Here is a 26,228-nt window from a genome sequence, read left to right as displayed (position 1 = left end):
CGGAGTTGTCCGGCACCGGACAATTCCACGGGTGACGACCATCACAAGCCGGCGCTGCCGGCCAGCTTGTCGAGGTCGGCCACCACGAGCCGCCGTCCGGCAGTGAGTGCTCCCAGCTCGCGCAGCGCCGCGATCTGCTCGGCGACCGTGCTGCGTGACAACCCCAGCGCACGGGCGAGGCTCTCCTGCGAAAACGGCACGCGCATGCGGTCCGGGTGACCCGGGTCGGCGAGCACGACCAGCTCCAGCATGAGCCGGGCAAGCCGCCGCCGTGCGGTGAAGTGCACGAGTTGCATCTGGTAGGGCACGGTCTCGGACAGCTTCCCGAGGAGGTAGTCGGTGAAGTGCCCGTCGATCCGGTTCCGCTTCAGGAAGTCACGGAACTTCTCGGCGGTGAGCACCTGGGCGGTGCAGTGGTCGATCGCCTGCACGCTCGCCGTCCGCGTCATCTGCGGCACACCCGCGATCTCTCCGACCAGGTCACCGCCGGCCCGCAACGAGACGAGGAGTTCCGCGCCCTGCTGGTCGTGGCCGGTGACCTGCACCCGGCCACGCAGGAGCACGAGCACCGAACCGCCGGGGTCGCCCTGCCGCAACAGGAAGGATCCGGACGGGAAGCTGCGCGTCGCGCCCTCGGAGACAAGTGCGTCCCACAGGCGTTCGCCGATCAGAGCCCGGAACCCACGTAGAACGTTGGACAAGATCACCGTTCGTGACTACTGCCTCACCTGCCGCCCCCACCGGCGAATTCCCGGAGTTCACCCGTTCAGCCGAGGCTCCAGGACCGCCAGGAAGCCGTCCGTCACCTCGCGGTCCCGGACCGCGATGCGCAGCCAGTCGCCGTCCAGGCCGGGGAACGTGTCGCCTCTCCGGACGGCATAGCCGGCCTCCCGCAACCGCAGGCGCAACGCGGCCGCGCCGGGGATCCGCACCAGCACGAACGGGCCCCGCGGCTCGCCGGCGACCTCGACGCCCAGCGCGCGCAGCCCGGCCACCAGGTACTCGCGGTCCTGCTCGGCGCGCGCGGCCAGCTTGTCCGCCTCGTCGAGTGCCGAGGGCCGGGAGCACGCCACCACGGCGCGCGCGGCGAGCGTGGACACCGACCACGGCGGTTGCACGGCCCGCAGAGCCGCCACCACCGGCGGCTCGGCCAGCACGTATCCCGCGCGCAGCCCGGCGATCCCCCAGGTCTTCGTCAGGCTCCGGATCACCACGACGCCCGGCAACCGTTCCCCCGCCAGGCTTTCCGGCTCACCGGGCACCGCGTCCAGGAACGCCTCGTCCACCACCAGGATCCGCCCCGGCCGGGCCAGCGCACGCAGCGCTGCGGCCGGGTGAAGCACGGAAGTCGGGTTGGTGGGATTGCCGACGAACACCAGATCGGCGTCCGCGGGCACCGGTCTCAGCACGAAACCATCCGCAGCGGACAGCACCACCCGCTCCACCTCGTGCCCGGCCGCGCGCAACGCCGCTTCCGGCTCGGTGAACTGCGGGTGCACCACCACCGCGCGCCGCGGCCGCAACGCCGTGGCCAGCAAGGTGAACGCCTCGGCCGCGCCCGCCGTCACCAGCACGTCCGACGTGTCGCGGCCGTGCCGCGCGGCGACCGCCTCCCTGGCCGCCTCCGCCGAGGGGTACGCGGCCAGCTCGTCCAGCGCCGCCACCAGTTCCGCGCGCAACCAGGCCGGCGGCGCGGGCAACCGGACGTTCACCGCCAGGTCGGTCAGCCCGTCCCCCACCTCCCGATCCCCGTGGTGGTGCAGGTCGTAGTCAGCCATGCGCGTGCACCGCCGCCGCGAACCGCTGCGCCAGCACGGGATGCCCGGCCCAGTGCACGTGCAGGTAAGACGCGTGCAGCGTGCGCGACGCGAACCCGTCCGGGGCCCCGTCCCAGGTCCACGCCGCCGGCGCACCGGCCCGCGGCGTCACCTCCGTCCGGTGGAATTCGTGCCCGGTGACCTGGTGCCCGGCCTCGGCCAGCAGGTTCGGCCCGGGCGCGACCGCGGTGCGGTAGCCGAGCGCGCCGCGCCGCGTCATCACCGCCGACGCGTCCAGCGCCCCCACCATCGGCAGCCCGTCCAGTTCCCGGCACAGGTACAGCAGCCCGGCGCATTCGGCCACCACCGGCATGCCGCGCCGGATCGCCGCGGCCAGTTCCGCGCGCAGCGGCGCGTTCGCCGAAAGGTCCTCCACGTGCACCTCGGGGAACCCGCCGCCGAAGTACAACCCGGCACAACCCTCGGGTAATGCCTTGTCGCGCAACGGGTCCAGGTCGACCACGTCGACTCCGGACGCGGCGAGCAGCTCGGCCGTCTCGGTGTAGCGGAACGTGAACGCCGGTCCCGCGGCCGCCGCGACCACCCGCCGCGGCCCCGAGTACGACCCGGCCGGCTCCCACGCGGGAGCGGTCAGCGCGGGAGCCGACCGGGCCACCCGCACGACCGCCGCCAGGTCCACCCCGTCGGCCACCCACGCCGCCAGCTTCGGCAGCAGCTCCCGCGACTCGGCGTCCCGCTCGGCCGCCGGTACCAGCCCCAGGTGACGGCCCGGCGCGTGGATGTCGTCGCTGCGCCGCAACGCGCCGAGCACCGGGATCCCGGTCCGCACCAGCGCCGCGCGGATCTCCTCCTCGTGCCGCGGCGAGCCCAGCTTGTTGAGGATCACGCCGGCGATCTCCACCCCGGGTTCGTAGCGGGCGAACCCGAGCACCGTCGCGGCGACGCTCCGGCTCGCCGCGCTCGCGTCCACCACCAGCACCACCGGCGCACCGAGGAGCCGCGCGACGTGCGCGGTCGAGGCGTACCCCGCGGTGCCGAGCTGCCCGTCGAACAGGCCCATCACGCCCTCGATCACCGCGATGTCCGCACCCGCGGCCCCGTGCCGCAGCAGCGGGACCAGCCGGTCCTCCCCTTGCAGGAACGGGTCGAGGTTGCGCGGTGGCCGCCCGGTGGCGAGGGCGTGGTAGCCGGGATCGATGAAGTCCGGCCCGACCTTGTGCCCGGAGACGGCGAGCCCCCGGGCGCGCAGTGCGGCCATGAGCCCGGTGGCGACCGTCGTCTTGCCGTGCCCCGACGCGGGCGCGGCGATGATCAGCCGGGCTACCACGGCGTCACCATTCGATCCCGCGCTGGCCCTTTTGCCCGGTGTCCATCGGGTGCTTCACCTTGGTCATCTCCACGACGAGGTCGGCCGCCTCGATCAGCTCGGCCGGGGCGTTCCGGCCGGTGATCACCACGTGCTGGCGGCCCGGCCGGTTCTCGAGCGCGGCGACGACCTCGGCGGTGCCGATCCAGCCCCAGTGCAGCGGGTAGGTGAACTCGTCCAGGACGTAGAAGTCGTGCTGTTCGGCGGCGAGGCGCCGGGCGATCTCCGCCCAGCCCTCCCGCGCGTTCGCGGCGTGGTCCTCGTCGGAGCCCGGCTTGCGCGACCAGCTCCAGCCCTCGCCCATCTTGTGCCACTCCACCGGCCCGCCCTGGCCGGTGCTCTCGTGCAGGGCGCCGAGCGCGCGGAACGCGTTCTCCTCGCCCACCTTCCACTTCGCCGACTTGACGAACTGGAACACCCCGATCGACCAGCCCTGGTTCCAGGCACGCAGCGCCATGCCGAACGCGGCGGTCGACTTCCCCTTCATCGCACCGGTGTGCACGGCGAGCAGCGGGCGGTTGCGGCGCTGCCGTGTGGTGAGCCCGTCGTCCGGCACCACCAGCGGTTTTCCCTGTGGCATCAGGCAGCCCTCCGGCGGACCTCGGTGGCCAGTGCGTCCGCGGCGACCTCGCCCAGCGGCACGTGCTCGCCACCGAGGTGGGCGGCCAGTTCCGCGGCGAGCCCCAGGCGCATGCGGCCGGTTTCGCAGTCCATCACCACCGACGCCACCCCGGCCGCGGCCAGCACCTGCGCCGCGGCGTGCGCACGCGCCACGGCGTCCGCGCCGCTGGTCGCCCGGCCGTCGGTGACCACGACCAGCAGCGGTCGGCGGCGCGGATCGCGGACGGCCTCGACACGCAGCACCCGCGCGGCCTCCAGCAGCCCCTCGGCGAGCGGCGTCCGGCCGCCGGACGGCAGCGCTTCGAGCCGCACGGCGGCCGCCTCGACGCTGATCGTCGGCGGCAGCGCCAGCTCCGCGGCACCGGCGCGGAACGTCACCAGCCCCACCTTGTCCCGCCGCTGGTAGGCGTCTAGCAGCAGGGACAGCACCGCGGCCTTGACCTCGCGCATCCGCGCCCGCGCCCCCATCGAGCCGGATGCGTCCACGCAGAACAGCACCAGGTTGCCCTCGCGGCCCTCGCGCAGCGCGAACCGCAGATCGCCGGGCCGCAGCACCAGACCGGCGCCGTCGCGGCCGCGGGAGCGCTGGTGCGGCGCCGCCGCCCGCACGGTCGCGACCAGGTGCGGCCGTCCCTGCCGGGTTCCCGGCGGCCGGACACCGATGGTGCGTCCGGCGTCGGTCAGGGCACGCGACCGCCTCCCGTGCGCGCCGGCCCCCACCCCGGCGACGCTGAACATCCTCGCGCGATAAGGCTTTCCGGCACCCACCGTCCGCTGCCCCCCACCGTGTTCGCCGCTCCCGCCACCGTGTTCGCCGCTCCCGTCACCGTGTTCGCCGTTCCCGTCACCGTGTTCGCCGCTCCCGTCACCGTGTTCGCCGTTCCCGGGCGGCGCGCCGGAGCCGGGACCGTCGTCGTCCGGCGGGCCCGGGTCCTCCGGCGGCTCGGTGTCCCGCAGCGCCTGCTCCAGCTGCTCCTCGTCGATGCCGGGCGCGTCGAACGGGTTGCGGCGACGCCGGTGCGGCAACGCCAGCCGCGCGGCGACGCGGATGTCCTCGCTCGTCACCTCGGTGCGTCCGCTCCACGCCGCGTGCGCGACGGCGGTGCGTGCGGTGACGATGTCCGCGCGCATCCCGTCCACTTCGAACGCGGCACACACCTCGGCGATCCGCCGCAGCGCGTCGTCGGTCAGCTCAACCGCGGGCAGCAGCTTCTGCGCCGCAGCGATCTCGGCCGCGAGCTGGGCGTCGGAGTCGGCGTAGCCGTCGGCGAAGGAATCCGGATCGGCCTCGTAGGCCAGCCGGCGGCGGATCACCTGGGCGCGCTGCTCCGGGTCGCGGCTCGCGGCGACCTCGACCGTGAGGCCGAAGCGGTCGAGCAGCTGCGGCCGCAGCTCGCCCTCCTCCGGGTTCATGGTGCCGATCAGCACGAACCGCGCCGCGTGCGACACCGACACACCCTCGCGTTCGACCGTCGCGCGGCCCATGGCCGCGGCGTCGAGCAGCGTGTCGACGAGGTGGTCGTGCAGCAGGTTGACCTCGTCGACGTAGAGCAGACCGCGGTGCGCGGCGGCGAGCAACCCGGGCTGGAAGTCGGTGACGCCCTCGGTGAGGGCGCGTTCCAGGTTGAGCGAGCCGATCACGCGGTCCTCGGCCGCCCCGACCGGGAGTTCGACCAGCCGCGCGGGCCGGCGGACCGCGCGCGCCGCGTGCGGGGCGTCCGGGCAGTCCGGGTCCGGTGCCGCGGGGTCGCAGGAGAAGCGGCAGCCCTCGACGACGTCGACCTCGGGCAGCAGACCGGCCAGCGCGCGCACCATGGTCGACTTCGCGGTGCCCTTCTCGCCCCGCACCAGGACGCCGCCGATGGCCGGGGAAATCGCCGAGAGCACCAGTCCGAGCCGGAGGTCCGGCATCCCGACGACAGCGGTGAACGGATACGGCCTCAAGCGAACTCCTTCGCCACGCGCGGGTGTCCTCGCCCGCCTGAACAGGGCACGTGCCGGGCACGTAACGGCCGTCGAAGCTCTGGCTCCCGGCCCGCGGGCCGGTCACAGTGGCGGGACCGCCCCGGATTCACACCGGGTTCCTCGCGCGACCGTCCCCCGGATCATCGCATACCGTCAGCCCCGTGAGGATCGTCGTTGTGGGTGTCCCGGCCGACGGGTGGGCCGGGCTGGCCGAGTCCGCGCGCGCGGAGATCCGGGCCGCCGAGGTGGTCTTCGGCGGGCACCGCCAGCTCGGCCTCGTGCCCGCGGACGTCGAGAAGGTGCCCTGGCCAAGCCCGTTGCTGCCCGCGCTGGACGGTCTGTTCGCCGCCCACCGCGGGCGCCGGATCTGCGTGCTCGCCAGCGGCGACCCGATGCTGTCCGGCATCGGGACGACGCTGGTCAGGCGGTTCGGCGCGGAGCACGTGCGGATCGTGCCCGCGGTGTCGTCGGTCGCGCTGGCCCGGGCGCGCATGGGCTGGTCCGCGGAAGAGACCGAGGTGGTCAGCGTCGTCGGGCGCAGCGTGCACCGGGTGAGCCGGGCGCTCGCGCCGGGCGCGCGGCTGGTGGTGCTCAGCTCCGACGGTGCGACGCCCGCGCAGCTGGCCTCGGTGCTGACCCAGCGCGGCTTCGGCGAGAGCAAGCTCACGGTCCTGGAACAGCTCGGCGGCCCGGCCGAGCGGCGCACCGACGGCCGGGCGCGGGACTGGCCGCATCCGCCGGGGGACGCGCTGAACGTCGTCGCGATCGAGTGCGCGGGACCGGCCCTGCCGACCCTGCCGACGCTGCCCGGCCTGCCGGACGACGCCTTCGAACACGACGGGCAGATCACCAAGCGGGACCTGCGGGCGTCCGCGCTGGCCCGGCTGGCACCGGTGGCCGGTGAGCTGCTGTGGGACGTGGGCGCGGGTGCGGGGAGCGTCGGGATCGAGTGGTCCCGGGCGCACCCGGCCAACCGCGCGGTCGCGGTGGAGCGCAACGAGTCACGCGCGGCGCGGATCCGGCGCAACGCGGACCGGCTGGGGGTGCCCGAGTTGCGGGTGGTGACTGGTACGGCGCCCGGGGTGCTGACGGACCTGCCCGACCCGGACGCGGTGTTCGTCGGCGGCGGTCTCGCGTCGCTGGACGCCTGCCGCGAGGCGCTGCGGCCGGGCGGGCGGCTGGTCGCGCACGCGGTCACGCTCGAATCGGAGCAGGCGCTGGCCCGCGCCTACCGGGAGCACGGCGGGGAGCTCGTGCGCATCGCGGTCGAGCACGCCGCGCCGCTCGGAGGATTCACCGGCTGGACGCCGGCCCGGACCGTCACGCAATGGAGTTTCGTGAAATGACCGTGTTCTTCATCGGCGCCGGCCCCGGCGCGGCGGACCTGATCACCGTGCGCGGGCGTGATCTGCTGGCGCGCTGCGGCGTGTGCCTCTACCCCGGCAGCCTGACCCCGCCCGACCTGCTCGCGCACTGCCCGGCCGAGGCGCGCCGCATCGACACGGCGGACCTGTCGCTGGACCAGATCACCGGCGAGCTGGTCGCGGCCGACCGGGCCGGGCACGACGTGGCACGGCTGTGTTCCGGCGACCCGTCGATCTACAGCGCGGTCGCCGAGCAGATGCGCCGGCTGGACGCGGCCGGTGTGCGGTACGAGGTGGTGCCGGGGGTGCCCGCGTTCGCCGCGGCGGCCGCCGAGCTGGGACGGGAGCTGACGGTGCCGGCGATCGGGCAGAGCCTGGTCATCACGCGGGTTCAGGCGCGCTCGACCGCCATGCCACCGGGCGAAACGCTGGCCACGTTCGCCGCGAGCGGCACGACGCTGGCAGTGCACCTGGCGATCAACCGCATCGAGCAGGTCGTGTCGGAGCTGCTGCCGCACTACGGCGGCGACTGCCCGGTGGCCGTGGTGCACCGCGCGAGCCAGCCGGGGCAGCGCATCCTGCGCGGCACGCTGTCGGGCATCGCGCCGGAAGTGCGCGCGGCGGGGATCGGCTCGGCCGCGGTGATCTTCGTCGGCCGGGTCCTGGCGGCGAGCGGCTTCCCGGACAGCTACCTGTACTCGGCGGCTCGGGACCGGGCGGAGAAGATCAGGCCCCGCTGACCCCGACCACCGTCCCGGCGCGGTCGATCACCAGGACGTCCACCTCGACCGGCGCCGGGGCCAGGACCGAGGCCGCGAATTCGCGGGCCCGTGCGGCGACGAGATCCCCGATCGGGAACCCCTCCGCCTGGGACAGCTGCAACGCGTGCAACGCCGTGTTCGCCGCCCGGATCCGCGCGGCCAGGGGTTCCGGCGCGAGCCCGGCCAGCAGCTCCAGGTCCACCTGCGACCGTTTCGAGTGCAGGTCCAGGTGCCCGGCCGCGAGCTTGGACATCTTCGCGAACCCGCCGGCGATGGTCAGCCGCGGCACCGGGTGCCGCTTGACGTACTTCAGCACCGCGCCGGCGAAGTCGCCCATGTCGAGCAGCGCCGTTTCGGGCAGGCTGTACCGCTGCGCCACCACCCGCTCCGAGGTGCTGCCGGTCGCGCCCGCCAGGTGCTGGTGCCCCAGTGCCCGTGCCACGTCCACGCCACGCCGGATGCTGTCGATCCACGCCGAGCACGAGTACGGCACCACCACCCCGGTGGTGCCGAGGATCGACAGGCCGCCGACGATACCCAGCCGCGGGTTCCACGTCCGCCGCGCCAGCTCCTCGCCCTCCGGCACGGAGATCTCGACCACCACGTCCCCGGGGTCGCGGTGCGCCGCGGCGACCCGCCGCACCGCCTCGGTCATCAGCCGGCGCGGCACCGGGTTGATCGCCGGCTCCCCCACTGCCAGCGGTAGTCCCGGCAGCGTCACCGTGCCGACGCCCGCACCCGCCCGGAACGTCACCCCGCTCCCCGGCTGCCCGCGGCGGACCGTGGACAGGATCAGCGCGCCGTGGGTCACGTCCGGGTCGTCGCCCGCGTCCTTGATCACCCCGGCGGTGGCCGACTCCGCGTCCAGCCGCTCGGTGGCCAGCGCGAACGCCGGGCGCCGTCCCTGCGGCAGCCAGACCTCGACCGGGTCGGGGAACTCGCCGGTGAGCAGGGCGGTGTACGCGGCCGTGGTGGCCGCGGTCGCACACGCTCCAGTGGTCCACCCGTACCTCATCAGGAGGCAGTATGGCTCGCGTGACAAAAGTACTCGTGCTGGGCGGCACCGGTGAGGCCCGTGCGCTGGCCGCGGGGCTGGTCTCCCGCGGCGTCGCGGTCACCTCGTCGCTCGCCGGACGGGTCGCCAGCCCGCGCCTGCCGGCCGGCGCGGTCCGCGTCGGTGGTTTCGGCGGTCCGGACGGTCTCGCGCGCTGGCTGACCGAGCACGGCACCGCCGCGGTGGTGGACGCCACGCACCCGTTCGCCGAGCGCATCGGCGCGTCCGCCGTGACCGCGGCGGCCCGGGCGCGGGTCCCGCTGCTGCGGCTGCAACGTCCCGGCTGGCGGCAGGGCCCTGGCGACGACTGGCACTGGGTGGACACGCTCGAGGAGGCCGCCACCCTCGTCGAGCGGCTCGGCGACCGGATCTTCCTCACCAGCGGCCGCCAGGGCCTGGCCGCCTTCGCCCGCTGCACCCGGCCGCACTTCCTGGCCCGCTGCGTCGACCCGCCGGAGCCGCCGCTGCCGCCGCGGCTGGAGGTCCTCCTCGACCGCGGCCCCTACACGGTCGAGGGCGAGACCGCGTTGCTGCGTGAGCACCGCATCGACGTGCTGGTGACCAAGGACAGCGGCGGCGCGATGACCACCGCGAAGCTGGTCGCGGCCCGGCAGGAGGGGGTACCGGTGGTGGTCGTGCGGCGCCCGCCTCGACCGCCCGGACCGCCCGCGCCGACCGTCGCCGACGTGGCTGCCGCGCTGGATTGGGTGTCGGCGATCCTGGGGACGTGACCGAAGAGTGCTCCGGGTCCTCGGAGCCACGTACTCCGCCCCGAGCGCGGGTCACCCAGCCGTGGGATGCGGCGCGCCTGGACAACACCCGGACGCGAGGCACGTTCACCCGATCAGGATCGAGAGCATCCTGTCCGCAGCGGCGGACCGCGAACGGTCCGGCACACGTCCCGGCCCGAAGCGGGCACGACGATGCGCCGCGCTAACGTTCTCCCAATGTGGATGGTCAGCAGGACACCTACTGCCGCACCGGATGAGGTGACCGGCCCGGATCAGCCGGGCACGGCGGAGAGCACCCCACCGGCGCGGCCGCACACGTTCTTGTGGCGGCTGCTCGCCATCGTGCTGGGCGTGTTCGCCGCCGCCTGCGCGATCGCTTTCCCGTTGCTGCCGACCATCCAGGACACGGCGAAGATCGTGTGGCCCGCCGGCAGCGACACCCGCCCGGTCAACGCCCCGCTCGTCGGCTACTGGGCGCAGGACATGCAGGTCGACCTGCCGTGCGCGACGATCAAATCGGTCGACGCCCGCGCCGCCGGCGCGGCGCTGCTGTTCTCCACCGTGCCGCAGGCCCGCGTGGGCGACGGCGTCGGCATGCAGCTGACCGTCGACGACAACGTGCTCAGCGCCACCAGCCGCGGACAGCAGGTCGCGCGCCAGCCGCTGCCGGGCTCCGGCTGCGACGTCCACCTGCGCTCGAGCGCGACGCACACCACGCTGACGGTGGCCGGCACGCCGGTCTACGACTCGGGCGGCGACGTGCGGCCACGGGTGCTGGGCATCTACACCGACATCTCCTCCGCGCGGGACCCGATCGGCGGCCTGTCCGTCGGCATCACCCCGGACACCCGCTACCAGTCCTCGCCGACCGGGCTGAAGGTCGGCATCGGCGTGTTCGGCGTGCTGTCGCTGATCGGCTGCCTGATCGCGGTCAACCGGCTGGATTCGGGCAGCGCGCGGCGGGCGCCGCGCTGGGCGCCGATCGGCTGGTGGAAGCTCACCAAACGGGACGTCCTGGTGTTCGGCGTGCTCAGCGCGTGGGTGTTCGTCGGGCCGGTGACCGCGGACGACGGCTACATCATGACCATGGCGCGGGTCGCCGGCCAGGTCGGCTACCTGACCAACTACCACCGGTGGTTCGGCGTCGCGGAGGCCCCGTTCGGGTGGAACGACCACATCTACGAGCTGATGGCCGTGGTGTCCACGGTGCCGCCGTGGATCCGGCTGCCGTCGTTCCTGCTGGGCGTGCTGAGCTGGCTGCTGATCAGCCGTGAGGTGCTGCCGCGGCTGGGCAAGGAGGTCCGGCTCAGCCCGGCGGCGGGCTGGGCCGCGGCCGTGGTGTTCCTGGTGTGGTGGCTGCCGTTCAACAACGGTGTCCGGCCCGAGCCGTGGGCCGCGTTCGGCTCGCTGATCGCGCTGTGCGCGGTGGAGCGGGCGCTGGTCACGCGGCGCCTGCTGCCGCTGTGCCTGGGCCTGATCGGCGCCGCGTTCGCGCTGGCCGCGACTCCGACGGCACTGATCGCGGTGGCGCCGTTCCTGGTCGCCGCGAAACCGCTGTTCCACCTGCTGCGCAGCCGCGCCCGCGAGTCCGGGTGGCTGGCGGTGCTCGCGCCGATCGCGGCGGCCGGGTTCATCGTGCTGATCGTCGTGTTCGTCGACCAGACCTTCGCCACCGTGATGGAGGCGACCCGGTTGCGCGGCACGGTCGGCCCGAACAAGTCGTGGTACGAGGAGCTGGCGCGGTACGAGCTGCTGTTCGAAAACAACGCGGACGGCGCCATGTCCCGCCGGTTCCCGGTGCTGCTGCTGATCCTGTGCACCGGCACCTGCCTGGTGGTGCTGCTGCGCCGCGGCCGCATCCAGGGCGCGGCACTCGGCCCGGCCCGCCGGCTGATCGGCACGGTGGCGCTGTTCTTCCTCCTGCTGGCCCTGACCCCGACCAAGTGGACGCACCACTTCGGCGCGTTCGCCGGTGTGGGCGCGGCGATGGCGGCGCTGACCGCGCTGGCGACCGGTTCGACGGTGCTGCGGTCGCGGCGCAACCGGGCGGCGTTCACCGCCGGGCTGCTGGTGGTGGCCGCGCTCGCGGCGACCGGCCCGAACGCCTACTGGTTCGTGTCCAGCCTGGGTGTCCCGTGGTGGGACAAGCCGCCGTCGCTCAAGGGCTGGGACCTGTCCACCGTGCTGCTCGCGGGCGCCGCGGTGGCAGCGGTGTTCGCGTTCGTCGAGAACGTGCGCATGCAGCGGCCGGCTGCGCCGCCACCGGTGCGGGAGCGTCGCGGCCGCGCGCTGCGGCTCGGCGCGGCGTCGCTGGTCGTGGTGTGCGGCGCGGTCGTGGTGTTCGAGGTCGCCAGCATGGCGAAGTCGATCCAGAAGCAGCTGTCCACGGGCAGCTACAGCCTCGCCGCGGCGAACGTGGACCACCTGTTCGGCAAGAGCTGCAACCTGTCCGACCACGTGATGGTGGAGCAGGACCCGGTGTCGAGCATGCTCAAGCCGGTCAGCTCGCCGACCGTGCCGGCGGCGGCACCCCCGGCGCAGAACACCGCGCTGCCCCGGCCGGAGGACACCGGCAACGACAAGACCTCGGCCGGTTTCCACACCGAGAGCACCGCCGACGGCGACCCGCTGAACAGCCCGCCGCACGGCTTCACCACCGCGACCGTGCCGATGTGGAGCAGCTACCACGAGACTTCGGCGACCGGACGCCTGCGCACCGACTGGTACGCGCTGCCGGAGCAGCACGCCGGTGCTCAGGTGACGATCGCGGCCGCGGCGCCGAGCGCCAAGGCGACGAGCGTCGAACTGGAGTTCGGCCGGAACACCCCGGCCGGGGTCGAGGTGGTCCGGTCGGTCACCGTGCTGGCCCCGAACGTGGGCACCGGCGCCACAACGGCCAACCCCAGGTGGGCGGACGGGCGGGTCGACATCGGCGATCTGCCGCCGGACGTGAACCGGGTGCGCGTGGTGGCCAAGGACGACGACATCACGACCGACGGGTGGGTCGCGGTGAGCGCCCCGCGCGTGCCGACGTTCACCACACTGACCCAGCGCATCGGCAGCGCCCCGGTGTACATGGACTGGCCCGCGGCGTTCGTCTACCCGTGCATGAACCCGGTCGCCTCGCACGACGGCATCTCGCAGGTCCCGGCGTACCGGATCACGGCGGGCGACCTCGCGGGTGAGGCCGGGGTGGCGGACGAATACGGCGGCGGCCCGAACGGGTGGCTCCAGGAACTGGCCGACGAACCGGAGGTGCCGAGCTACCTGAAGGGCGACACGTCCGGCCGGTCCTGGGGACGGCTGCTGCAGATCGAGCCGTACACCGACGGGGTCGCCCCGCAGGTGGAGCACGGGACGCAGACGCTGTGGGGCTGGCAGAGCCTCGGCCCCGGCCCGCACCAGCCGACCGGCTCCACCCCGACCCGCTAAGCGGGGCGGGCCCGTCCGGCCACGGACGGGCCCGCCCGCGGTCAGTACGACCGGGGCGTCCACACCTGCCCGTGGGTCACCCGCGTGCGTGAGGACCCGACGATCACCAGGCACCGCATGTCGACCGTGCCGGGATCGAACTCGTCCAGCGTGGTCACGGTGACCGACTCCGCGGCGCCGCCGACGTCGCGCGCCACCACGACCGGTGTGGCCCCGGCGCGGTGCCGGAGCAGCACCTCGCGGGCCCGCGCCAGCTGCTCGGTGCGGGTCTTCGACGCCGGGTTGTACATGGCCACGACGAGGTCGGCGGCCCCGGCCGCGTCCAGCCGCCGCTCGATGACCTCCCACGGCTTGAGCCGGTCGGACAGCGACAGGACGCAGTAGTCGTGGCCCAGCGGCGCCCCGGCCCGGGCCGCCGCGGCGGAGGCGGCCGTCACGCCGGGAACGACCCGCACCGGCACCGGTTCGGCCAGTTCGGCCGCCTGTTCCAGCACCGCCGAGGCCATGGCGAACACTCCAGGATCACCGGAGGACACCACCGCCACGCGGGCTCCGGCGGCGGCCAGTTCCAGTGCGTGCCGTGCCCGGTCCGCCTCGACGCGGTTGCCCGACGCGTGCCGCACCTGCCCGGCCCGCTGCGGCGCCTTCGCCACGTACGGGCCGTACCCGACGATGTGCTCGGCCGCGGCCAGCGCCTCCGACGCCTCGGGGGTCAGCCACTCCGGTCCGGCCGGACCCAGCCCGACGACCACCACCTCGCCGCCCTCGGCAGCGGCCGCCGCGGTCCCGGCCGCCGGAGCCGTGCGGGACGCGGCGGCCGGGCTCGGGACCAGCGCCAGCGAGAAGTACGGCACCGACGCCGGATCGACGTCGGCGAACGGTTCGACCCGCTGGCCGGACCAGGTGGCCCGCTCGACGTAGTACGCCTCGTCCAGCCGTCCCGACTCGGCCAGCGCCTCGCGCACCGAGCCGAACGTGCGGCCCAGCTTCATCACCGCTGCGGCCTGGGTGTCCGCCAGCCGCCGGGCCAGTTCCGGGGCGGGCAGCGTGCCGGGCAGCACCGTCAGCACCTCGTCGCGCTGCACCAGCGGTTTGCCGAGCACCGCCGAAGCGGCCGACACCGAGGTCACGCCGGGCACCGCCTCGGCCTCGTACCGGTCGGCGAGCCGCTCGTGCATGTACATGTAGGAGCCGAAGAAGAACGGGTCGCCCTCGCACAGCAGCACCACGTCCCGACCGGCGTCCAGGTGCTCGGCGAGCCGCTTCGCGCTGAGCTCGTAGAACTCGGCGATGGCGCCCTCGTACCCGCCCGGGTGGTCGGTGCCCTCGGTGGTGACTGGGTACATCAGGCGTTCCTCGATCTGCCCCGCGCGCAGGTACGGTTCGGCGACCGACCGCGCGATGCTGCGCCCGTGCCGCGCGCAGTGGTAGGCGATCACGCCGGCCTCGCCGATCAGCCGCGCGGCCTTGACCGTCATCAGCTCCGGGTCGCCCGGGCCGAGCCCGACGCCCCACAACTTGCCCGTCTTCATTCGGCCTCGCTCGCGAGAGCGTTGATCGCCGACACGGCCAGTGCGCTGCCGCCGCGCCGTCCGTGCACCACCAGGTACGGCGCGGGTGCCCGCTTGACCAGCTCTTCCTTGGACTCGGCGGCACCGACGAACCCGACCGGCACCCCGATGATCGCGGCCGGCACCCCGGCGCCCTCGTCGAGCATCTCCAGCAGCCGGAACAACGCGGTCGGCGCGTTGCCGATCGCCACCACCGAGCCGGCCAGCTCGTCCCGCCACAGCTCCAGCGCCGCCGCGGAGCGGGTGGTGCCCATCCGCTCGGCCAGCGCGGGGACCCGCTCGTCCGACAGCGTGCACACGATCTCGTTGGCCGCGGGCAGGCGGCGGCGGGTCACGCCGCTGGCGATCATCTGGGCGTCGCACAGCACCGGCGCGCCGTCGCGCAGCGCGGCCCGGGCCGACTCGACGACGTCGAGCGAGTAGGCGAGGTCGTCGACGAGGTCGACCATGCCGCACGAGTGGATCATGCGGACCGCGACCGGCTCCAGGTCCTCCGGCAGGATCGCGAGGTCGGCCTCCTCGCGGATCGTGGCGAACGAATGGCGGTAGATCTCCGCCCCGTCGCGGATGTAGTCGATCACGCTGTTCCCTTCTGGTATCCCTCGCTGCCCGCGAGCATGTCCACGTGCGGCTCGTGCGGCCGGCCGCAGCGCCGCGCGCATCCGCTGAAGTGCATCCGCACCCCAGCGGGGACGCGGGGCATGATCGCCCGCGCATCCGCGCGCACGTCGGCGCGGGACTTGGCGCAGCCGGGCCGTCCGATGCACGCGCTGATGCCCAGGCCCGGCGCGGCCGGATCGGTCACCAGCCCCGGCGCGTCCGTGCCGAGCGGCACGACGACCGAACGCCACGGCGTCACCACGATCTCCCCCAGCGCGCGCAGGTCCGCGGCTGCGAGCTGCCCCAGCACGGGTGCGCCGCACACGCCGGTGCGCCCGTCGTCGCGGGTGAACACGCCGATCGGCACGCCGGGGGACGAGGGCAGCCGCTCGCCCGCGGGCAGGTCGAGCTCCCGCACCCGCCACGCGCTGCCGTGCACCTCCAGGAACCACGCCGCCTTCCGCATGAGTGCGTCGACCGCGCCGGCGAGCGGCACCCGTTCCCCGGTGTCGCGGCCGGCGAGCAGCACCGCGCCGGTCGACGAGTCCAGCGCCCGCCAGCACACGTCCGCGTCCTCGCCGGACACGTCACCGCGGCCGTCGTCGAGGGCGAACAGGAACCGGCCCGGCAACGCTGCCAGCCAGGGCCGTGCGCACACCGCCCGGTCCAGTTCGAGCACGGTCTCGCGCACGTCGACCAGCCCGCCGGTCAGTCCGCTCAGCGGGGAGGCGAGGTAGTTGCGCACCCGCTCGTGCGCGGGCGCGGGCAGCAGACCGGCCGCGGTCAGCCGCGCGGCCAGCTCGCCGGTGTCCCGGGACAGGCCGCGCAGCTGGACGTTGCCGCGCGAGGTCAGGTGCACGCTGCCGTCGCCCAGGTCTTCCGCGCAGCCGGCCAGCGCCTCGGCCTGCTGGGCGCTGACGCGTCCGCCGGGCAGCCGGATCCGGGCGAGCGCGCCGTCGGCGGCGTCGTGGGTGGCGAAGACACCCGGGCACGCATCGGGGCGGACGCGTGCGGGAGGGGCCATGCGCTCACTGTAAACGGCGGGCTGAGCCCGAAGTATTACCTGGCTCATACCGGATGCGGGGGTGCTGCTCGAGGTGATCTTCTCCACGCGACCCGCGCCCCGGCCGGGTGGCCGGCTGCTTGACTCCGGGGCGCCTCACCGGACAGGGTTGGGTGACCGAGGAGGGAACCCGCGTGATCCTGCTGCTGTCCACTTCGGACACCGATCTGCTCAGCGCCCGGACCAGTGCGGCCGGTTACCTGCTGGCCAACCCGGCCCGGCTGGACCTGGCCGGGCTGCCCGCGCTGCTGGCCGCGGCCGAGATCGTCGTGGTCCGCATCCTGGGATCGGCCCGGACCTGGCAGGAGGGCCTGGACGTCGTCCGCGCCAGCGGCAAGCACGTGGTGGTGCTGGGCGGTGAGCAGACGCCGGACGCCGAGCTGATGGCGTTGTCCACCGTGCCGGCCGGCATCGCCGCCGAAGCCCACGCCTACCTCGCGCAGGGCGGCCCGGCCAACCTCACCCAGCTGCACCGGTTCCTCTCCGACACACTGCTGCTCACCGGCGACGGTTTCGAACCGCCGGCCGAGCAGCCGGCGTGGGGTGTGCTGCCGCGCACCCCACGCCGCGCGGTGGACTCCGGTGCTCCGGTCGTGGCGATCCTCTACTACCGCGCGCACCACCTGTCCGGGAACACCCGGTTCGTCGAGGCGCTGGCCGAGGCGGTCGAGGACGCGGGCGGTCAGGCCCTGCCGATCTACTGCGCGTCGCTGCGGTCACGGGAACCGGCGATGATGGCCGAGCTGCGCAAGGCGGACGCGCTGCTGGTGACCGTGCTCGCCGCGGGCGGCACCCGGCCGGCGGAGGCCGGGGCGGGTGGTGACGACGAGGCGTGGGACGTCGCCGAGCTCGCCGCCCTGGACGTGCCGACCCTGCAGGCGCTGTGCCTGACCAGCGACCGCGCGACCTGGGCGGACAACGACGACGGCCTGTCCCCGCTGGACGCCGGCAACCAGATGGCGGTGCCGGAGTTCGACGGCCGCCTGATCACGGTGCCGTTCTCGTTCAAGGAGATCGACGACGACGGCCTGCCGCACTACGTGCCGGACCCGGAACGCGCCGCGCGCGTCGCGGGGATCGCCCTGGCGCACGCCCGCCTGCGCCACACCCCGCCGCCGGAGCGCAGGATCGTGCTGATGCTGTCGGCGTACCCGACGAAACACTCCCGCGTCGGCAACGCGGTGGGCCTGGACACCCCGGCCTCCGCGGTGGAGCTGCTGCGCCGCATGCGTGAGCAGGGCTACGACCTGGGCGACGAGCCGTTCCCCGGGGTCGAGCCGACCGGGACCGGCCAGCCGGACGGTGACGCGCTGATCCACGCCCTGATCGCCGCGGGCGGTCAGGACCCGGAGTGGCTGACGGAGGAGCAGCTGTCCGGCAACCCGATCCGGGTGCCCGCCGCCCGGTACCGCGAGTGGTTCGCCGCGCTGCCCGAGGATCTGCGGGCGGACATCGAGGAGCACTGGGGCCCGCCGCCGGGCGACCTCTACGTCGACCGGTCGTCCAATCCGGACGGTGACATCGTGCTGGCGTCGCTGCGGGCCGGCAACGTCGTGCTGATGATCCAGCCGCCGCGCGGGTTCGGCGAGAACCCGGTGGCGATCTACCACAACCCGGACCTGCCACCGAGCCACCACTACCTCGCCTGCTACCGCTGGATCGAGGAGGAGTTCGGCGCGCACGCGGTCGTCCACCTGGGCAAGCACGGGTCGCTGGAATGGCTGCCGGGCAAGAACGCGGGCCTGTCGGCGTCCTGCGGGCCGGACGCGGTCCTGGGCAACCTGCCGCTGATCTACCCGTTCCTGATCAACGACCCGGGTGAGGGCGCGCAGGCCAAGCGGCGCGCGCACGCCACGATCGTCGACCACCTGATCCCGCCGATGGCCCGCGCGGAGAGCTACGGCGACCTGGCGCGGCTGGAGCAGCTGCTCGACGAGCACGCGAACATCGCGGCGATGGACCCGGCGAAGCTGCCCGCGATCCGCGCGCAGATCTGGACGCTCATCCAGGCCGCCAAGCTCGACCACGACCTCGGCGTGTCGGAACGCCCGCACGACGCCGAGTTCGACGACTTCCTGCTGCACATCGACGGCTGGCTGTGCGAGGTGAAGGACGCCCAGATCCGCGACGGGCTGCACGTCCTGGGCGCCGCGCCGGCCGGCGAGGCCCGGGTGAACCTCGTGCTGGCGATGCTGCGGGCACAGCAGATGTGGGGCGGCCAGGCGGGTGCGGTGCCCGGGTTGCGGTCCGCGCTGGGGCTGCGCGAGGGCGCGCCGACGTCCGAAGTGGACTCGGTCGAGGCCACCGCCCGCGCGCTGGTGGAGGCGATGGAGAAGCGCGACTGGTCGCCCGCCGCCGTCGCCGAGGTGGCCCCCGGCCCGGAGGTGGCGCGGGTGCTGGCTTTTGCGGCCACCGAGATCGTGCCGCGGCTGGCGGGCACGTCGGCGGAGATCGACGCCGTGCTGCACGCGCTGGACGGCGGCTACATCGCGGCCGGGCCGAGCGGCTCACCGCTGCGCGGGCTGGTCAACGTGCTGCCGACCGGCCGCAACTTCTACACCGTCGACCCCAAGGCGATCCCGAGCCGGCTGGCCTGGGAGACCGGGCAGGCGCTGGCGGAGTCGTTGCTGCGCCGCTACCGCGAGGACACCGGCGGGTGGCCGAGGTCGGTCGGCCTGTCGGTGTGGGGCACCTCGGCGATGCGCACGTCGGGTGACGACGCGGCGGAGGTGCTGGCGCTGCTGGGCGTGCAGCCGGTGTGGGACGACGCGTCCCGGCGCGTGACCGGGCTGGAGCCGATCCCGCTCGCCGAGCTGGGCCGGCCGCGCATCGACGTGACCGTGCGGATCAGCGGATTCTTCCGGGACGCCTTCCCGCACGTGGTGGACCTGCTCGACGACGCGGTGCGGCTGGTCGCGTCGCTGGACGAACCGGCGAAGGACAACTTCGTGCGCGCGCACGTGCAGGCCGACCTGACCGCGCACGGGAACGAGCGGCGGGCCACCACCCGGATCTTCGGGTCGAAGCCGGGGGCCTACGGCGCCGGTATCCTGCCGCTGCTCGACTCGGGCAACTGGCGGGACGACGCGGACCTGGCCGAGGTCTACGCGACCTGGGGCGGCTACGCCTACGGCCGCGACCTGGACGGGGTCGAGGCGCGGCCGGACATGGAGAGCGCCTACCGGCGCATCGAGGTCGCGGCGAAGAACACCGACACCCGCGAGCACGACATCGCCGACTCCGACGACTACTTCCAGTACCACGGCGGCATGATCGCGTTCACCCGCGCGCTGACCGGGCAGGCACCGGCGTCCTACGTGGGCGACTCGACGAGCCCGGACTCGGTGCGCACGCGGTCGCTGTCGGAGGAGACGGCCCGCGTGTTCCGGGCGCGGGTGGTCAACCCGCGGTGGATCGCGGCGATGCGCAAGCACGGCTACAAGGGCGCGTTCGAGCTGGCGGCCACTGTGGACTACCTGTTCGGCTTCGACGCCACCGCCGGGGTCGTGCAGGACTGGATGTACGAGAAGCTGTCCCAGTCCTACGTCCTCGACCAGCAGAACCAGGAGTTCCTCGCGCAGGCCAACCCGTGGGCGCTGCGTGGCATCATCGAGCGGCTGACCGAGGCCGCCGACCGCGGCCTGTGGGCGGAGCCGGATCCGGAGCTGCTGGGGCGGTTGCGCGAGGTGTACCTGCGGACCGAGGGTGAACTGGAGGGCGAGTGACCGGGGTGGATCTGAACGCGGATCTCGGCGAGGGCTTCGGGGTCTGGCGGCTCACCGAGGACGACGCGCTGCTGGAGATCGTCACCAGCGCGAACGTGGCGTGCGGCTTCCACGCGGGCGACCCGAGCGTGTTGCGCCGCGTGACGGCGGCCGCCGCCGCACGCGGGGTGGCCGTGGGCGCGCAGGTGGGCTACCGGGACCTGGCCGGGTTCGGGCGGCGGTTCCTGGACATCGCGCCGGCGGACCTGACCGACGACGTGCTGTACCAGATCGGCGCGCTGCACGCGTTCGCCCGCGTGGCGGGCACGCGGGTGGCGTACGTGAAGCCGCACGGCGCCCTGTACAACGCGATCGTGCACCACGCGGACCAGGCCGCGGCGGTGGTCGAGGCGGTGCGCCAGTTCGACCCGGCGCTGCCGGTGCTGGGTCTGCCCGGATCGGAGTGGCTGCGCCAGGCGGAGGCGGCCGGGCTGCGGCCGGTGCGGGAGGCCTTCGCCGACCGGGCCTACACCCCGGCGGGCACGCTGGTGTCGCGGCGCGAGCCCGGGTCGGTGATCCACGACGCGGACGAGGTGGTCCGGCGCTGCGTGCGGATGGCCACCGAGGGCGTGGTGACGGCGATCGACGGCAGCGAGGTGGAGGTGCGGCCGGAGTCGATCTGCCTGCACGGCGACACCCCGGGCGCGGTGGAGATCGGGCGGCGCGTGCGCGCGGCGCTGGTGGAGGCCGGGGTGGAGGTCCGCGCGTTCACCGGCTGACCGCACAGCCCGGCGGGGTCACCAGGCCAACGGCAGGTGCGTGATCCCGTTGATGAAGTTCGACGTCAGCCGCCGCACCTCGCCGTCCAGCCGCACCTCGGGCAGCACCGTCAGGAACTCGCGGAAGAACACGCGCATCTGCAACCGGCCGAAGTGCGCGCCCAGGCACAGGTGCGGCCCTTGACCGAAAGCCAGGTGGTCGTTCGGCGAGCGGGTCACGTCGAAGCGGTACGGGTCGGGGAACTGCCGGTCGTCGTAGTGGGCCGAGGCGAAGTACACGACGACCTTGTCCCCGGCCGCGATCCGCTTCCCGCCGAGCTCCGTGTCCCGCGCAGCGGTGCGGCGGAACGTCAGCACCGGCGGGTGCCACCGCAGCATCTCCTCCACCGCCGACGGCACCAGCGACGGGTCCGCCCGCAACCGCCGGTACTCGGCCGGGTGCTGCACGAGCGCCAGCACCCCGCCCGGCAGTGCGCTGCGCACGGTGTCGTTCCCGGCGATCACCATGAGGAAGAAGAACATGCGCAGCTCGGCGTCGTCCAGCGATCGTCCGTCCACTGTGGCCTGGACGAGCGCGGTCATCAGGTCGTCGGCCGGGTCGCGCCGTTTGGCCTCCGCCAGTTCCTGCGCGTAGCCGAACATGTCGGCCAGCATCGCCGGTGATCGCGGGTTGACCGGTTTGCCGTCCGGGCCGCGCACGACCTCGGCGTGTTCCGGGTCCTGGTAGCCGATGACCCGGTTGGTCCACTTCAGCAGCAGCCCGCGGTCCCGCGCCGGCACCCCGATCAGGTCGGCGAGGTTGAGCAGCGGGAAGTCGTCGGTCACCTCGGCCGGCAGGTCGCAGCGCCCGCGTGGCACGACCGCCCCGATCAGGGCGCGGGCCCGCTCGGCGATCTGGTCGGCGGACCGTTCCAGCCGGCGGCGCGTGAAGACCGCGGACACGATGCGGCGCAGGCGGTTGTGCTCCGGCGGGTCCATGTTGAGGATCATCCGCCGGATGAACGCGAGGTCGTCCGGCTCGGGGTCGCGGATCTGGGTCGCACCGAGCCACGACGAGAACGTCTCCGGGGTGCGCAGCACGTGCTTGACGTCGGCGTAGCGGGTCACCGCCCAGTAGCCCGGCCCGGACGGCCAGTCGAGCACCTCGTGCTCGTCCTGCCAGGCGACGGGCTCGGTGTCCCGCAGCCGGCGCAGCTCGTCGTGCGGCACCCCGCGGGCGAACACCCGCGGGTCGAACACGTCCACTTCGGACATCAGTGCTCGTCGAGGAAGACTTCGATCGTGTTGGCCAGCGTCACCGGGATCTCGTCCGCCGCGTAGTGCCCGGCGTCGGGCAGCACCTCCATCTCCAGGTTCGGGTACCACTGCCCGAAGGTCGCGAGCATGAGCTCCTCGTTCAGGGCGGGGTCGTGCTCGCCGATGACGACCTTGACCGGCACCGGGTTGCCGACGACCCGGTCGGCGAAGTCCGCCTTCGCCCAGGACGGCAGGTACTCACCGAACGCGGTCTTGTCGGAGTTGTCCAGGGAGTGCTGGACCATGCCGTCGAGCCACGCGCCGGGGTGGCGGCCGCCGGTGGTGAAGTCGATGATCGCGCGGCGGCTCGACGGGTCCTCGGCGGCGCTGCTGAACAGGCCCCAGGTGGCCTCGTCCATGGGCACGCCGGTCGCGGGGACCGGCGAGATGCCGAACAGCGAGCGGACCCGGCCGGGTGCCTCGGCGAGGACGTACTGCATGACGCAGCCGCCCATCGAGTGGCCGATGAGGGAGAACCGGTCGGCGCCCAGCTCGTCGGCGAGCCGCAGCACGTCGCCGGCGGCCTCGGCGATCGTGTGCGCACCGGCTTCGTCCTTGCGCGTGCCGTAGCCGCGGTAGTCGGGGAAGACGTAGCTGAACCGCTCGGCGTCCAGGTGCGGGGTGAGTTCCCCCCACGCACCCGACGACCCGAACCAGCCGTGCAGCACGAACACCACGTGACCACCGGTGCCGACCCGCTCCATGTGCGCCCTCCAAGTCCTCGCCGACTCCTGCCTTCGCGAGCTTGGCACAGTCCCGCCGCCTCGGCACGCCGCCGTCCTGCGGCGATCCGGAGCGATCAGGAGCAGTCCTCCGATTCGTGGTTCTGCCACAGCGTCGCCGCGTGCAGCGCCTCGATCAGGAGCTCGTCGTCGGCGAACGAGGGATCCCGGCCGAGCGGCACCCACCGCCGGCACACCTCGCGGCCGTCCTCGTACCCGGTCAGCAGTATCCCCGGGTACGACAGCGACACGGGTTCACCGTCCGGCCCCGTCACCTCGACCCGTCTCAGGTGCACCGCCACCCGTACCTGGCGCGTCCCGCGCGAACCGCCCATCCACACCTGCCCGCTCGACCCCGGTACCCCGAGGTCGTCCGCCGGGCCGCGTTGGTTACCGCCCGTTGCTCCCGATTCGGCAACGGCGGGCACCCCTTCCGCGTCCTACCGGGGTGACGCAGGCAGAATTGGCCCCCGCAACCGCGAGCAGGGAGTGATCAGCATCGTGACAGTGGCCGTGCAGTCGATCGAGCAGAAGATCGCCGAGGAACTCGGCGTCCGCGAAGGGCAGGTCAAGGCCGCCGTGGACCTGCTCGACGGCGGGGCGACCGTGCCGTTCATCGCGCGGTACCGCAAGGAGGTGACCGGCGCGCTCGACGACGCCCAGCTGCGGACGCTGGAGGACCGGCTGCGGTACCTGCGGGAGCTCGACGAGCGCCGGGCCGCGATCCTCGAGTCGATCGACGGCCAGGGCAAGCTCACCGACGAGCTGGCCGAGGCGATCCGCGCCGCGGACACCAAGGCCCGGCTGGAGGACATCTACCTTCCCTACAAGCCGAAGCGGCGCACCAAGGCGCAGATCGCCCGCGAGGCCGGGCTGGAGCCGCTGGCCGAGGGCCTGCTGAACGACCCGGGCACCGACCCGCACGCGGCCGCGGCCGCGTTCGCCGATCCCGAGAAGGGCGTCGCGGACGCCCAGGCCGCCCTCGACGGCGCCCGCGCGATCCTCGTCGAGCGTTTCGCCGAGGACGCCGACCTGATCGGCGAGCTGCGCGAGAAGATGTGGCGCGAGGGGTACTTCTCCTCGAAGGTCCGCCAGGGCAAGGAGACCGAGGGCGCGAAGTTCGCCGACTACTTCGACTTCGCCGAGCCGTTCACCAAGATGCCCTCACACCGGGTGCTGGCGATGCTGCGCGGGGAGAAGGAGGAGGTCCTCGACCTCACCGTGGAGCCCGCGGAGCCGCGGGACTCCGCTGCGGAGCCGCGGACCAGCCCGTCGGACTACGAGCAGCGGATCGCGCAGCGGTTCGGGATCACCGACGCCGGCCGGCCCGCCGACAAGTGGCTGGCCGACACGGTGCGCTGGGCGTGGCGCACCAAGATCCTCCTGCACCTGGGCATCGACCTGCGGATGCGGCTGCGGCAGAAGGCCGAGGAGGACGCGGTGAACGTGTTCGCCGCGAACCTGCGTGACCTGCTGCTGGCCGCGCCTGCGGGCACCCGCGCGACGATGGGCCTGGACCCGGGCTTCCGCACCGGGGTGAAGGTCGCGGTCGTGGACGCGACCGGCAAGGTGGTCAACACCCACACGATCTACCCGCACCAGCCGCAGAACCGGTGGGATCAGTCGATCGACGAGCTGGCGAAGCTGTGCGCCGCCCACTCGGTCGACCTCATCGCGATCGGCAACGGCACCGCGTCCCGGGAGACCGACAAGCTGGCCATCGAGCTGATCAAGCGGCACCCCGAGCTGAAGCTGACCAAGGCCGTCGTCTCCGAGGCGGGCGCGTCGGTGTACTCGGCGTCCGCGTTCGCCTCGCAGGAGCTGCCGGAACTGGACGTCTCGCTGCGCGGCGCGGTCTCGATCGCGCGGCGGCTGCAGGACCCGCTGGCCGAGCTGGTGAAGATCGACCCAAAGTCGATCGGTGTCGGGCAGTACCAGCACGACGTGTCCGAGGTGGCGCTGTCCCGCTCGCTGGACGCGGTGGTGGAGGACTGCGTGAACGCCGTCGGCGTGGACGTCAACACCGCTTCGACGCCGCTGCTGACCCGGGTTTCCGGCATCACCGCGGGACTGGCGGAGAACATCGTCAGCCACCGCGACACGCACGGCCCGTTCCGGTCGCGCTCGGCGCTGAAGGAGGTGCCGCGGCTCGGCCCGAAGGCGTTCGAGCAGTGCGCCGGCTTCCTGCGCATCCGCGGCGGCGACGACCCGCTGGATTCCTCCAGCGTGCACCCGGAGGCGTACCCGGTGGTGCGGCGGATCCTGTCCAGGACCGGTGTCGAGCTGCGTGAGCTGATCGGCAACGAGCGGGTGCTGCGCACGCTGCGCCCGGAGGACTTCGTCGACGACACGTTCGGCCTGCCGACGGTCACCGACATCCTGGCCGAACTGGAGAAACCCGGCCGCGACCCGCGCCCGGCGTTCAAGACCGCGACGTTCGCCGAGGGCGTGGAGAAGATCGGCGACCTCGAGCCCGGCATGCGGCTGGAGGGTGTGGTCACCAACGTGGCCGCGTTCGGCGCGTTCGTCGACATCGGGGTGCACCAGGACGGTCTGGTCCACGTCTCGGCGATGTCGAAGAACTTCGTCAAGGACCCGCGCGAGGTGGTCAAACCGGGTGACATCGTGAAGGTGAAGGTGCTCGAGGTCGACATCGCGCGCAAGCGGATCTCGCTGACCCTGCGGCTGGACGACGAAGTCACCGGCGGACGCGCGAAACCCGCTGGTCAGGGTGGCAAACCCGCGGGTCAGGGCGGCGGTGAGCGCCGTGGCGGCCAGCCGCGCAAGGGTGGTCAGCCGAAGCGGCGCGAGCCGGCCGGCGGCGGTGGCGCGCTGGCCGAGGCACTCCGGAAGGCCGGCTACGGTCGCTGAAGCGCTGTCCGGGGTCCATCATCGAAGGGTGCGGTGGGCCGATTTCCTGGCGGATCGATCCGCGCGGCGGTGGCTGCGCGGTGTCGCCGGCCGGCTGGGCCCGGGCTGGCAAGCGCTGGCCGCGGACCCCTCGTTGTCGCGTGCGGTGAACCGGCACGAGGCCGCGGTCGCGGACGCGGTGCGGTGCGAGCAGGACGTGGTCCCGCGCCAGGATCCGGTGAGCAGGCTCGTCCTGCTCGCCGGGCACGCGCACGACGTGTGGACCGAGGCCGAACGCACGGGCTGGCAGCCGCCGCTCGACAGTGCCTCCTGGAGCGAACGGGAGTGGACGGGCCTGCGCCTGCTGGCGTGCCTCCGGCTCGCCGCCGCGGAGCCGCACGGGCCGAAGCTGCCGCGCGCCGCCGAGGTCGCCCGGGACCCGTCCCCGCGAACTGGTGAACAAGTGAACAATCGACGCGAGTTCTTCGGCTGAACTTCGGGAAAAAGCTCCGCGCCGGTACTGGTGAATCCCTGACAGGCTTGCCTACTATCATATTTCCTTTTTTCCAGC

At 73.6% G+C, this 26,228-nt stretch carries 20 protein-coding genes and 1 riboswitch; of the genes, 8 read left to right on the top strand and 12 right to left on the bottom strand.

Translation table 11 applies throughout. The annotated features are described in order from the left end of the window. Positions 1 to 41 precede the first annotated feature (41 nt). From FHX46_RS07500 to FHX46_RS07480, 5 genes are read right to left on the bottom strand one after another with little or no spacing between them, the layout of a single operon-like run. Positions 42 to 701, bottom strand: a complete 660-nt coding sequence (locus FHX46_RS07500) for a Crp/Fnr family transcriptional regulator (RefSeq protein WP_208400047.1) — start codon at positions 699 to 701, stop codon at positions 42 to 44. A 57-nt stretch (positions 702 to 758) separates the two neighbouring features. Next, positions 759 to 1,778 (bottom strand): Rv2231c family pyridoxal phosphate-dependent protein CobC, encoded by a 1,020-nt coding sequence (gene cobC, locus FHX46_RS07495; RefSeq protein ID WP_167111899.1) that lies wholly within the window; start codon positions 1,776 to 1,778, stop codon positions 759 to 761. Further along, a complete protein-coding gene (locus tag FHX46_RS07490) occupies positions 1,771 to 3,105 on the bottom strand; it encodes a cobyrinate a,c-diamide synthase (RefSeq protein ID WP_167111897.1) in 1,335 nt (444 codons plus the stop codon). The genes cobC and FHX46_RS07490 overlap by 8 nt, the downstream gene beginning before the upstream one ends. Before the next feature lie 4 nt (positions 3,106 to 3,109). Beyond that, positions 3,110 to 3,724 (bottom strand): cob(I)yrinic acid a,c-diamide adenosyltransferase, encoded by a 615-nt coding sequence (cobO, locus tag FHX46_RS07485; protein WP_167111895.1) that lies wholly within the window; start codon positions 3,722 to 3,724, stop codon positions 3,110 to 3,112. After that, a complete protein-coding gene (locus tag FHX46_RS07480) occupies positions 3,724 to 5,709 on the bottom strand; it encodes a putative cobaltochelatase (protein ID WP_167111893.1) in 1,986 nt (661 codons plus the stop codon). Before FHX46_RS07480 ends, cobO begins: the two co-directional genes overlap by 1 nt. A gap of 81 nt (positions 5,710 to 5,790) precedes the next feature. Then, a riboswitch (cobalamin riboswitch) is annotated at positions 5,791 to 5,850 on the bottom strand. A gap of 41 nt (positions 5,851 to 5,891) precedes the next feature. On the opposite strand from FHX46_RS07480, the gene cbiE reads away from it, so the two are divergent. Both cbiE and cobM read left to right on the top strand, forming a co-directional pair. Further along, on the top strand, positions 5,892 to 7,076 hold the full coding sequence (cbiE, locus tag FHX46_RS07475) for a precorrin-6y C5,15-methyltransferase (decarboxylating) subunit CbiE (protein ID WP_313886054.1): 1,185 nt from the start codon (positions 5,892 to 5,894) through the stop codon (positions 7,074 to 7,076). Continuing rightward, the gene (gene cobM, locus FHX46_RS07470; RefSeq protein WP_167121230.1) at positions 7,073 to 7,834 is read left to right on the top strand and encodes a precorrin-4 C(11)-methyltransferase; all 762 of its coding nucleotides are present in this window, start codon (positions 7,073 to 7,075) and stop codon (positions 7,832 to 7,834) included. Before cbiE ends, cobM begins: the two co-directional genes overlap by 4 nt. Here the strand turns inward: cobM and FHX46_RS07465 are convergent. Then, complete coding sequence (locus tag FHX46_RS07465; RefSeq protein ID WP_167111891.1) at positions 7,821 to 8,870, bottom strand: cobalt-precorrin-5B (C(1))-methyltransferase; 1,050 nt, start codon at positions 8,868 to 8,870, stop codon at positions 7,821 to 7,823. The genes cobM and FHX46_RS07465 overlap by 14 nt on opposite strands. A 35-nt stretch (positions 8,871 to 8,905) precedes the next feature. Here FHX46_RS07465 and FHX46_RS07460 point away from each other — a divergent pair, with 35 nt between their 5' ends. Together FHX46_RS07460 and FHX46_RS07455 are read left to right on the top strand one after the other, a co-directional pair. Continuing rightward, positions 8,906 to 9,640, top strand: coding sequence for a cobalt-precorrin-6A reductase (locus tag FHX46_RS07460; protein ID WP_167121228.1), 735 nt, complete (start codon positions 8,906 to 8,908; stop codon positions 9,638 to 9,640). Between the two features lie 258 nt (positions 9,641 to 9,898). After that, positions 9,899 to 13,072 (top strand): arabinosyltransferase domain-containing protein, encoded by a 3,174-nt coding sequence (locus tag FHX46_RS07455; protein ID WP_167121226.1) that lies wholly within the window; start codon positions 9,899 to 9,901, stop codon positions 13,070 to 13,072. 41 nt (positions 13,073 to 13,113) lie between these two features. Here the strand turns inward: FHX46_RS07455 and FHX46_RS07450 are convergent, their stop codons facing one another. Genes FHX46_RS07450 through FHX46_RS07440 form a run of 3 tightly spaced genes read right to left on the bottom strand, consistent with a single transcriptional unit; the run spans position 13,114 to position 16,267 of the window. Then, positions 13,114 to 14,604 (bottom strand): precorrin-2 C(20)-methyltransferase, encoded by a 1,491-nt coding sequence (locus FHX46_RS07450; RefSeq protein ID WP_167111889.1) that lies wholly within the window; start codon positions 14,602 to 14,604, stop codon positions 13,114 to 13,116. Continuing rightward, the gene (locus FHX46_RS07445) at positions 14,601 to 15,224 is read right to left on the bottom strand and encodes a precorrin-8X methylmutase (RefSeq protein WP_167111887.1); all 624 of its coding nucleotides are present in this window, start codon (positions 15,222 to 15,224) and stop codon (positions 14,601 to 14,603) included. Before FHX46_RS07445 ends, FHX46_RS07450 begins: the two co-directional genes overlap by 4 nt. Then, complete coding sequence (locus tag FHX46_RS07440; protein WP_167111876.1) at positions 15,221 to 16,267, bottom strand: nitrite/sulfite reductase; 1,047 nt, start codon at positions 16,265 to 16,267, stop codon at positions 15,221 to 15,223. Before FHX46_RS07440 ends, FHX46_RS07445 begins: the two co-directional genes overlap by 4 nt. 173 nt (positions 16,268 to 16,440) lie before the next feature. Here FHX46_RS07440 and cobN point away from each other — a divergent pair, with 173 nt between their 5' ends. Together cobN and FHX46_RS07430 are read left to right on the top strand one after the other, a co-directional pair. Beyond that, on the top strand, positions 16,441 to 20,031 hold the full coding sequence (gene cobN / locus FHX46_RS07435; protein ID WP_167121224.1) for a cobaltochelatase subunit CobN: 3,591 nt from the start codon (positions 16,441 to 16,443) through the stop codon (positions 20,029 to 20,031). Continuing rightward, on the top strand, positions 20,028 to 20,789 hold the full coding sequence (locus FHX46_RS07430) for a LamB/YcsF family protein (protein ID WP_167111874.1): 762 nt from the start codon (positions 20,028 to 20,030) through the stop codon (positions 20,787 to 20,789). The genes cobN and FHX46_RS07430 overlap by 4 nt, the downstream gene beginning before the upstream one ends. 18 nt (positions 20,790 to 20,807) lie before the next feature. On the opposite strand, the gene FHX46_RS07425 is transcribed toward FHX46_RS07430, so the two are convergent. The 3 genes from FHX46_RS07425 to FHX46_RS07415 form a co-directional block, all read right to left on the bottom strand. After that, positions 20,808 to 22,043 (bottom strand): cytochrome P450, encoded by a 1,236-nt coding sequence (locus FHX46_RS07425; protein WP_167111865.1) that lies wholly within the window; start codon positions 22,041 to 22,043, stop codon positions 20,808 to 20,810. Next, positions 22,043 to 22,789 carry an alpha/beta fold hydrolase gene (locus FHX46_RS07420; RefSeq protein WP_167111863.1) on the bottom strand — a complete coding sequence of 249 codons (747 nt, stop codon included), beginning with the start codon at positions 22,787 to 22,789 and terminating at the stop codon, positions 22,043 to 22,045. Before FHX46_RS07420 ends, FHX46_RS07425 begins: the two co-directional genes overlap by 1 nt. A 95-nt stretch (positions 22,790 to 22,884) precedes the next feature. Continuing rightward, a complete protein-coding gene (locus FHX46_RS07415; protein WP_167111861.1) occupies positions 22,885 to 23,142 on the bottom strand; it encodes a hypothetical protein in 258 nt (85 codons plus the stop codon). A 154-nt stretch (positions 23,143 to 23,296) separates the two neighbouring features. Here FHX46_RS07415 and FHX46_RS07410 point away from each other — a divergent pair, with 154 nt between their 5' ends. Together FHX46_RS07410 and FHX46_RS07405 are read left to right on the top strand one after the other, a co-directional pair. After that, positions 23,297 to 25,678, top strand: coding sequence for a Tex family protein (locus tag FHX46_RS07410; protein ID WP_167111859.1), 2,382 nt, complete (start codon positions 23,297 to 23,299; stop codon positions 25,676 to 25,678). Between the two features lie 28 nt (positions 25,679 to 25,706). After that, positions 25,707 to 26,150 carry a DUF6401 family natural product biosynthesis protein gene (locus FHX46_RS07405; protein WP_167111857.1) on the top strand — a complete coding sequence of 148 codons (444 nt, stop codon included), beginning with the start codon at positions 25,707 to 25,709 and terminating at the stop codon, positions 26,148 to 26,150. Positions 26,151 to 26,228: the final 78 nt, after the last annotated feature.

The organism is Amycolatopsis viridis (assembly GCF_011758765.1).
GTDB lineage: Bacteria > Actinomycetota > Actinomycetes > Mycobacteriales > Pseudonocardiaceae > Amycolatopsis_E > Amycolatopsis_E viridis.
Note: the sequence above shows the minus strand (reverse complement) of the source record. Positions and strands in the feature narration are given on the sequence as shown.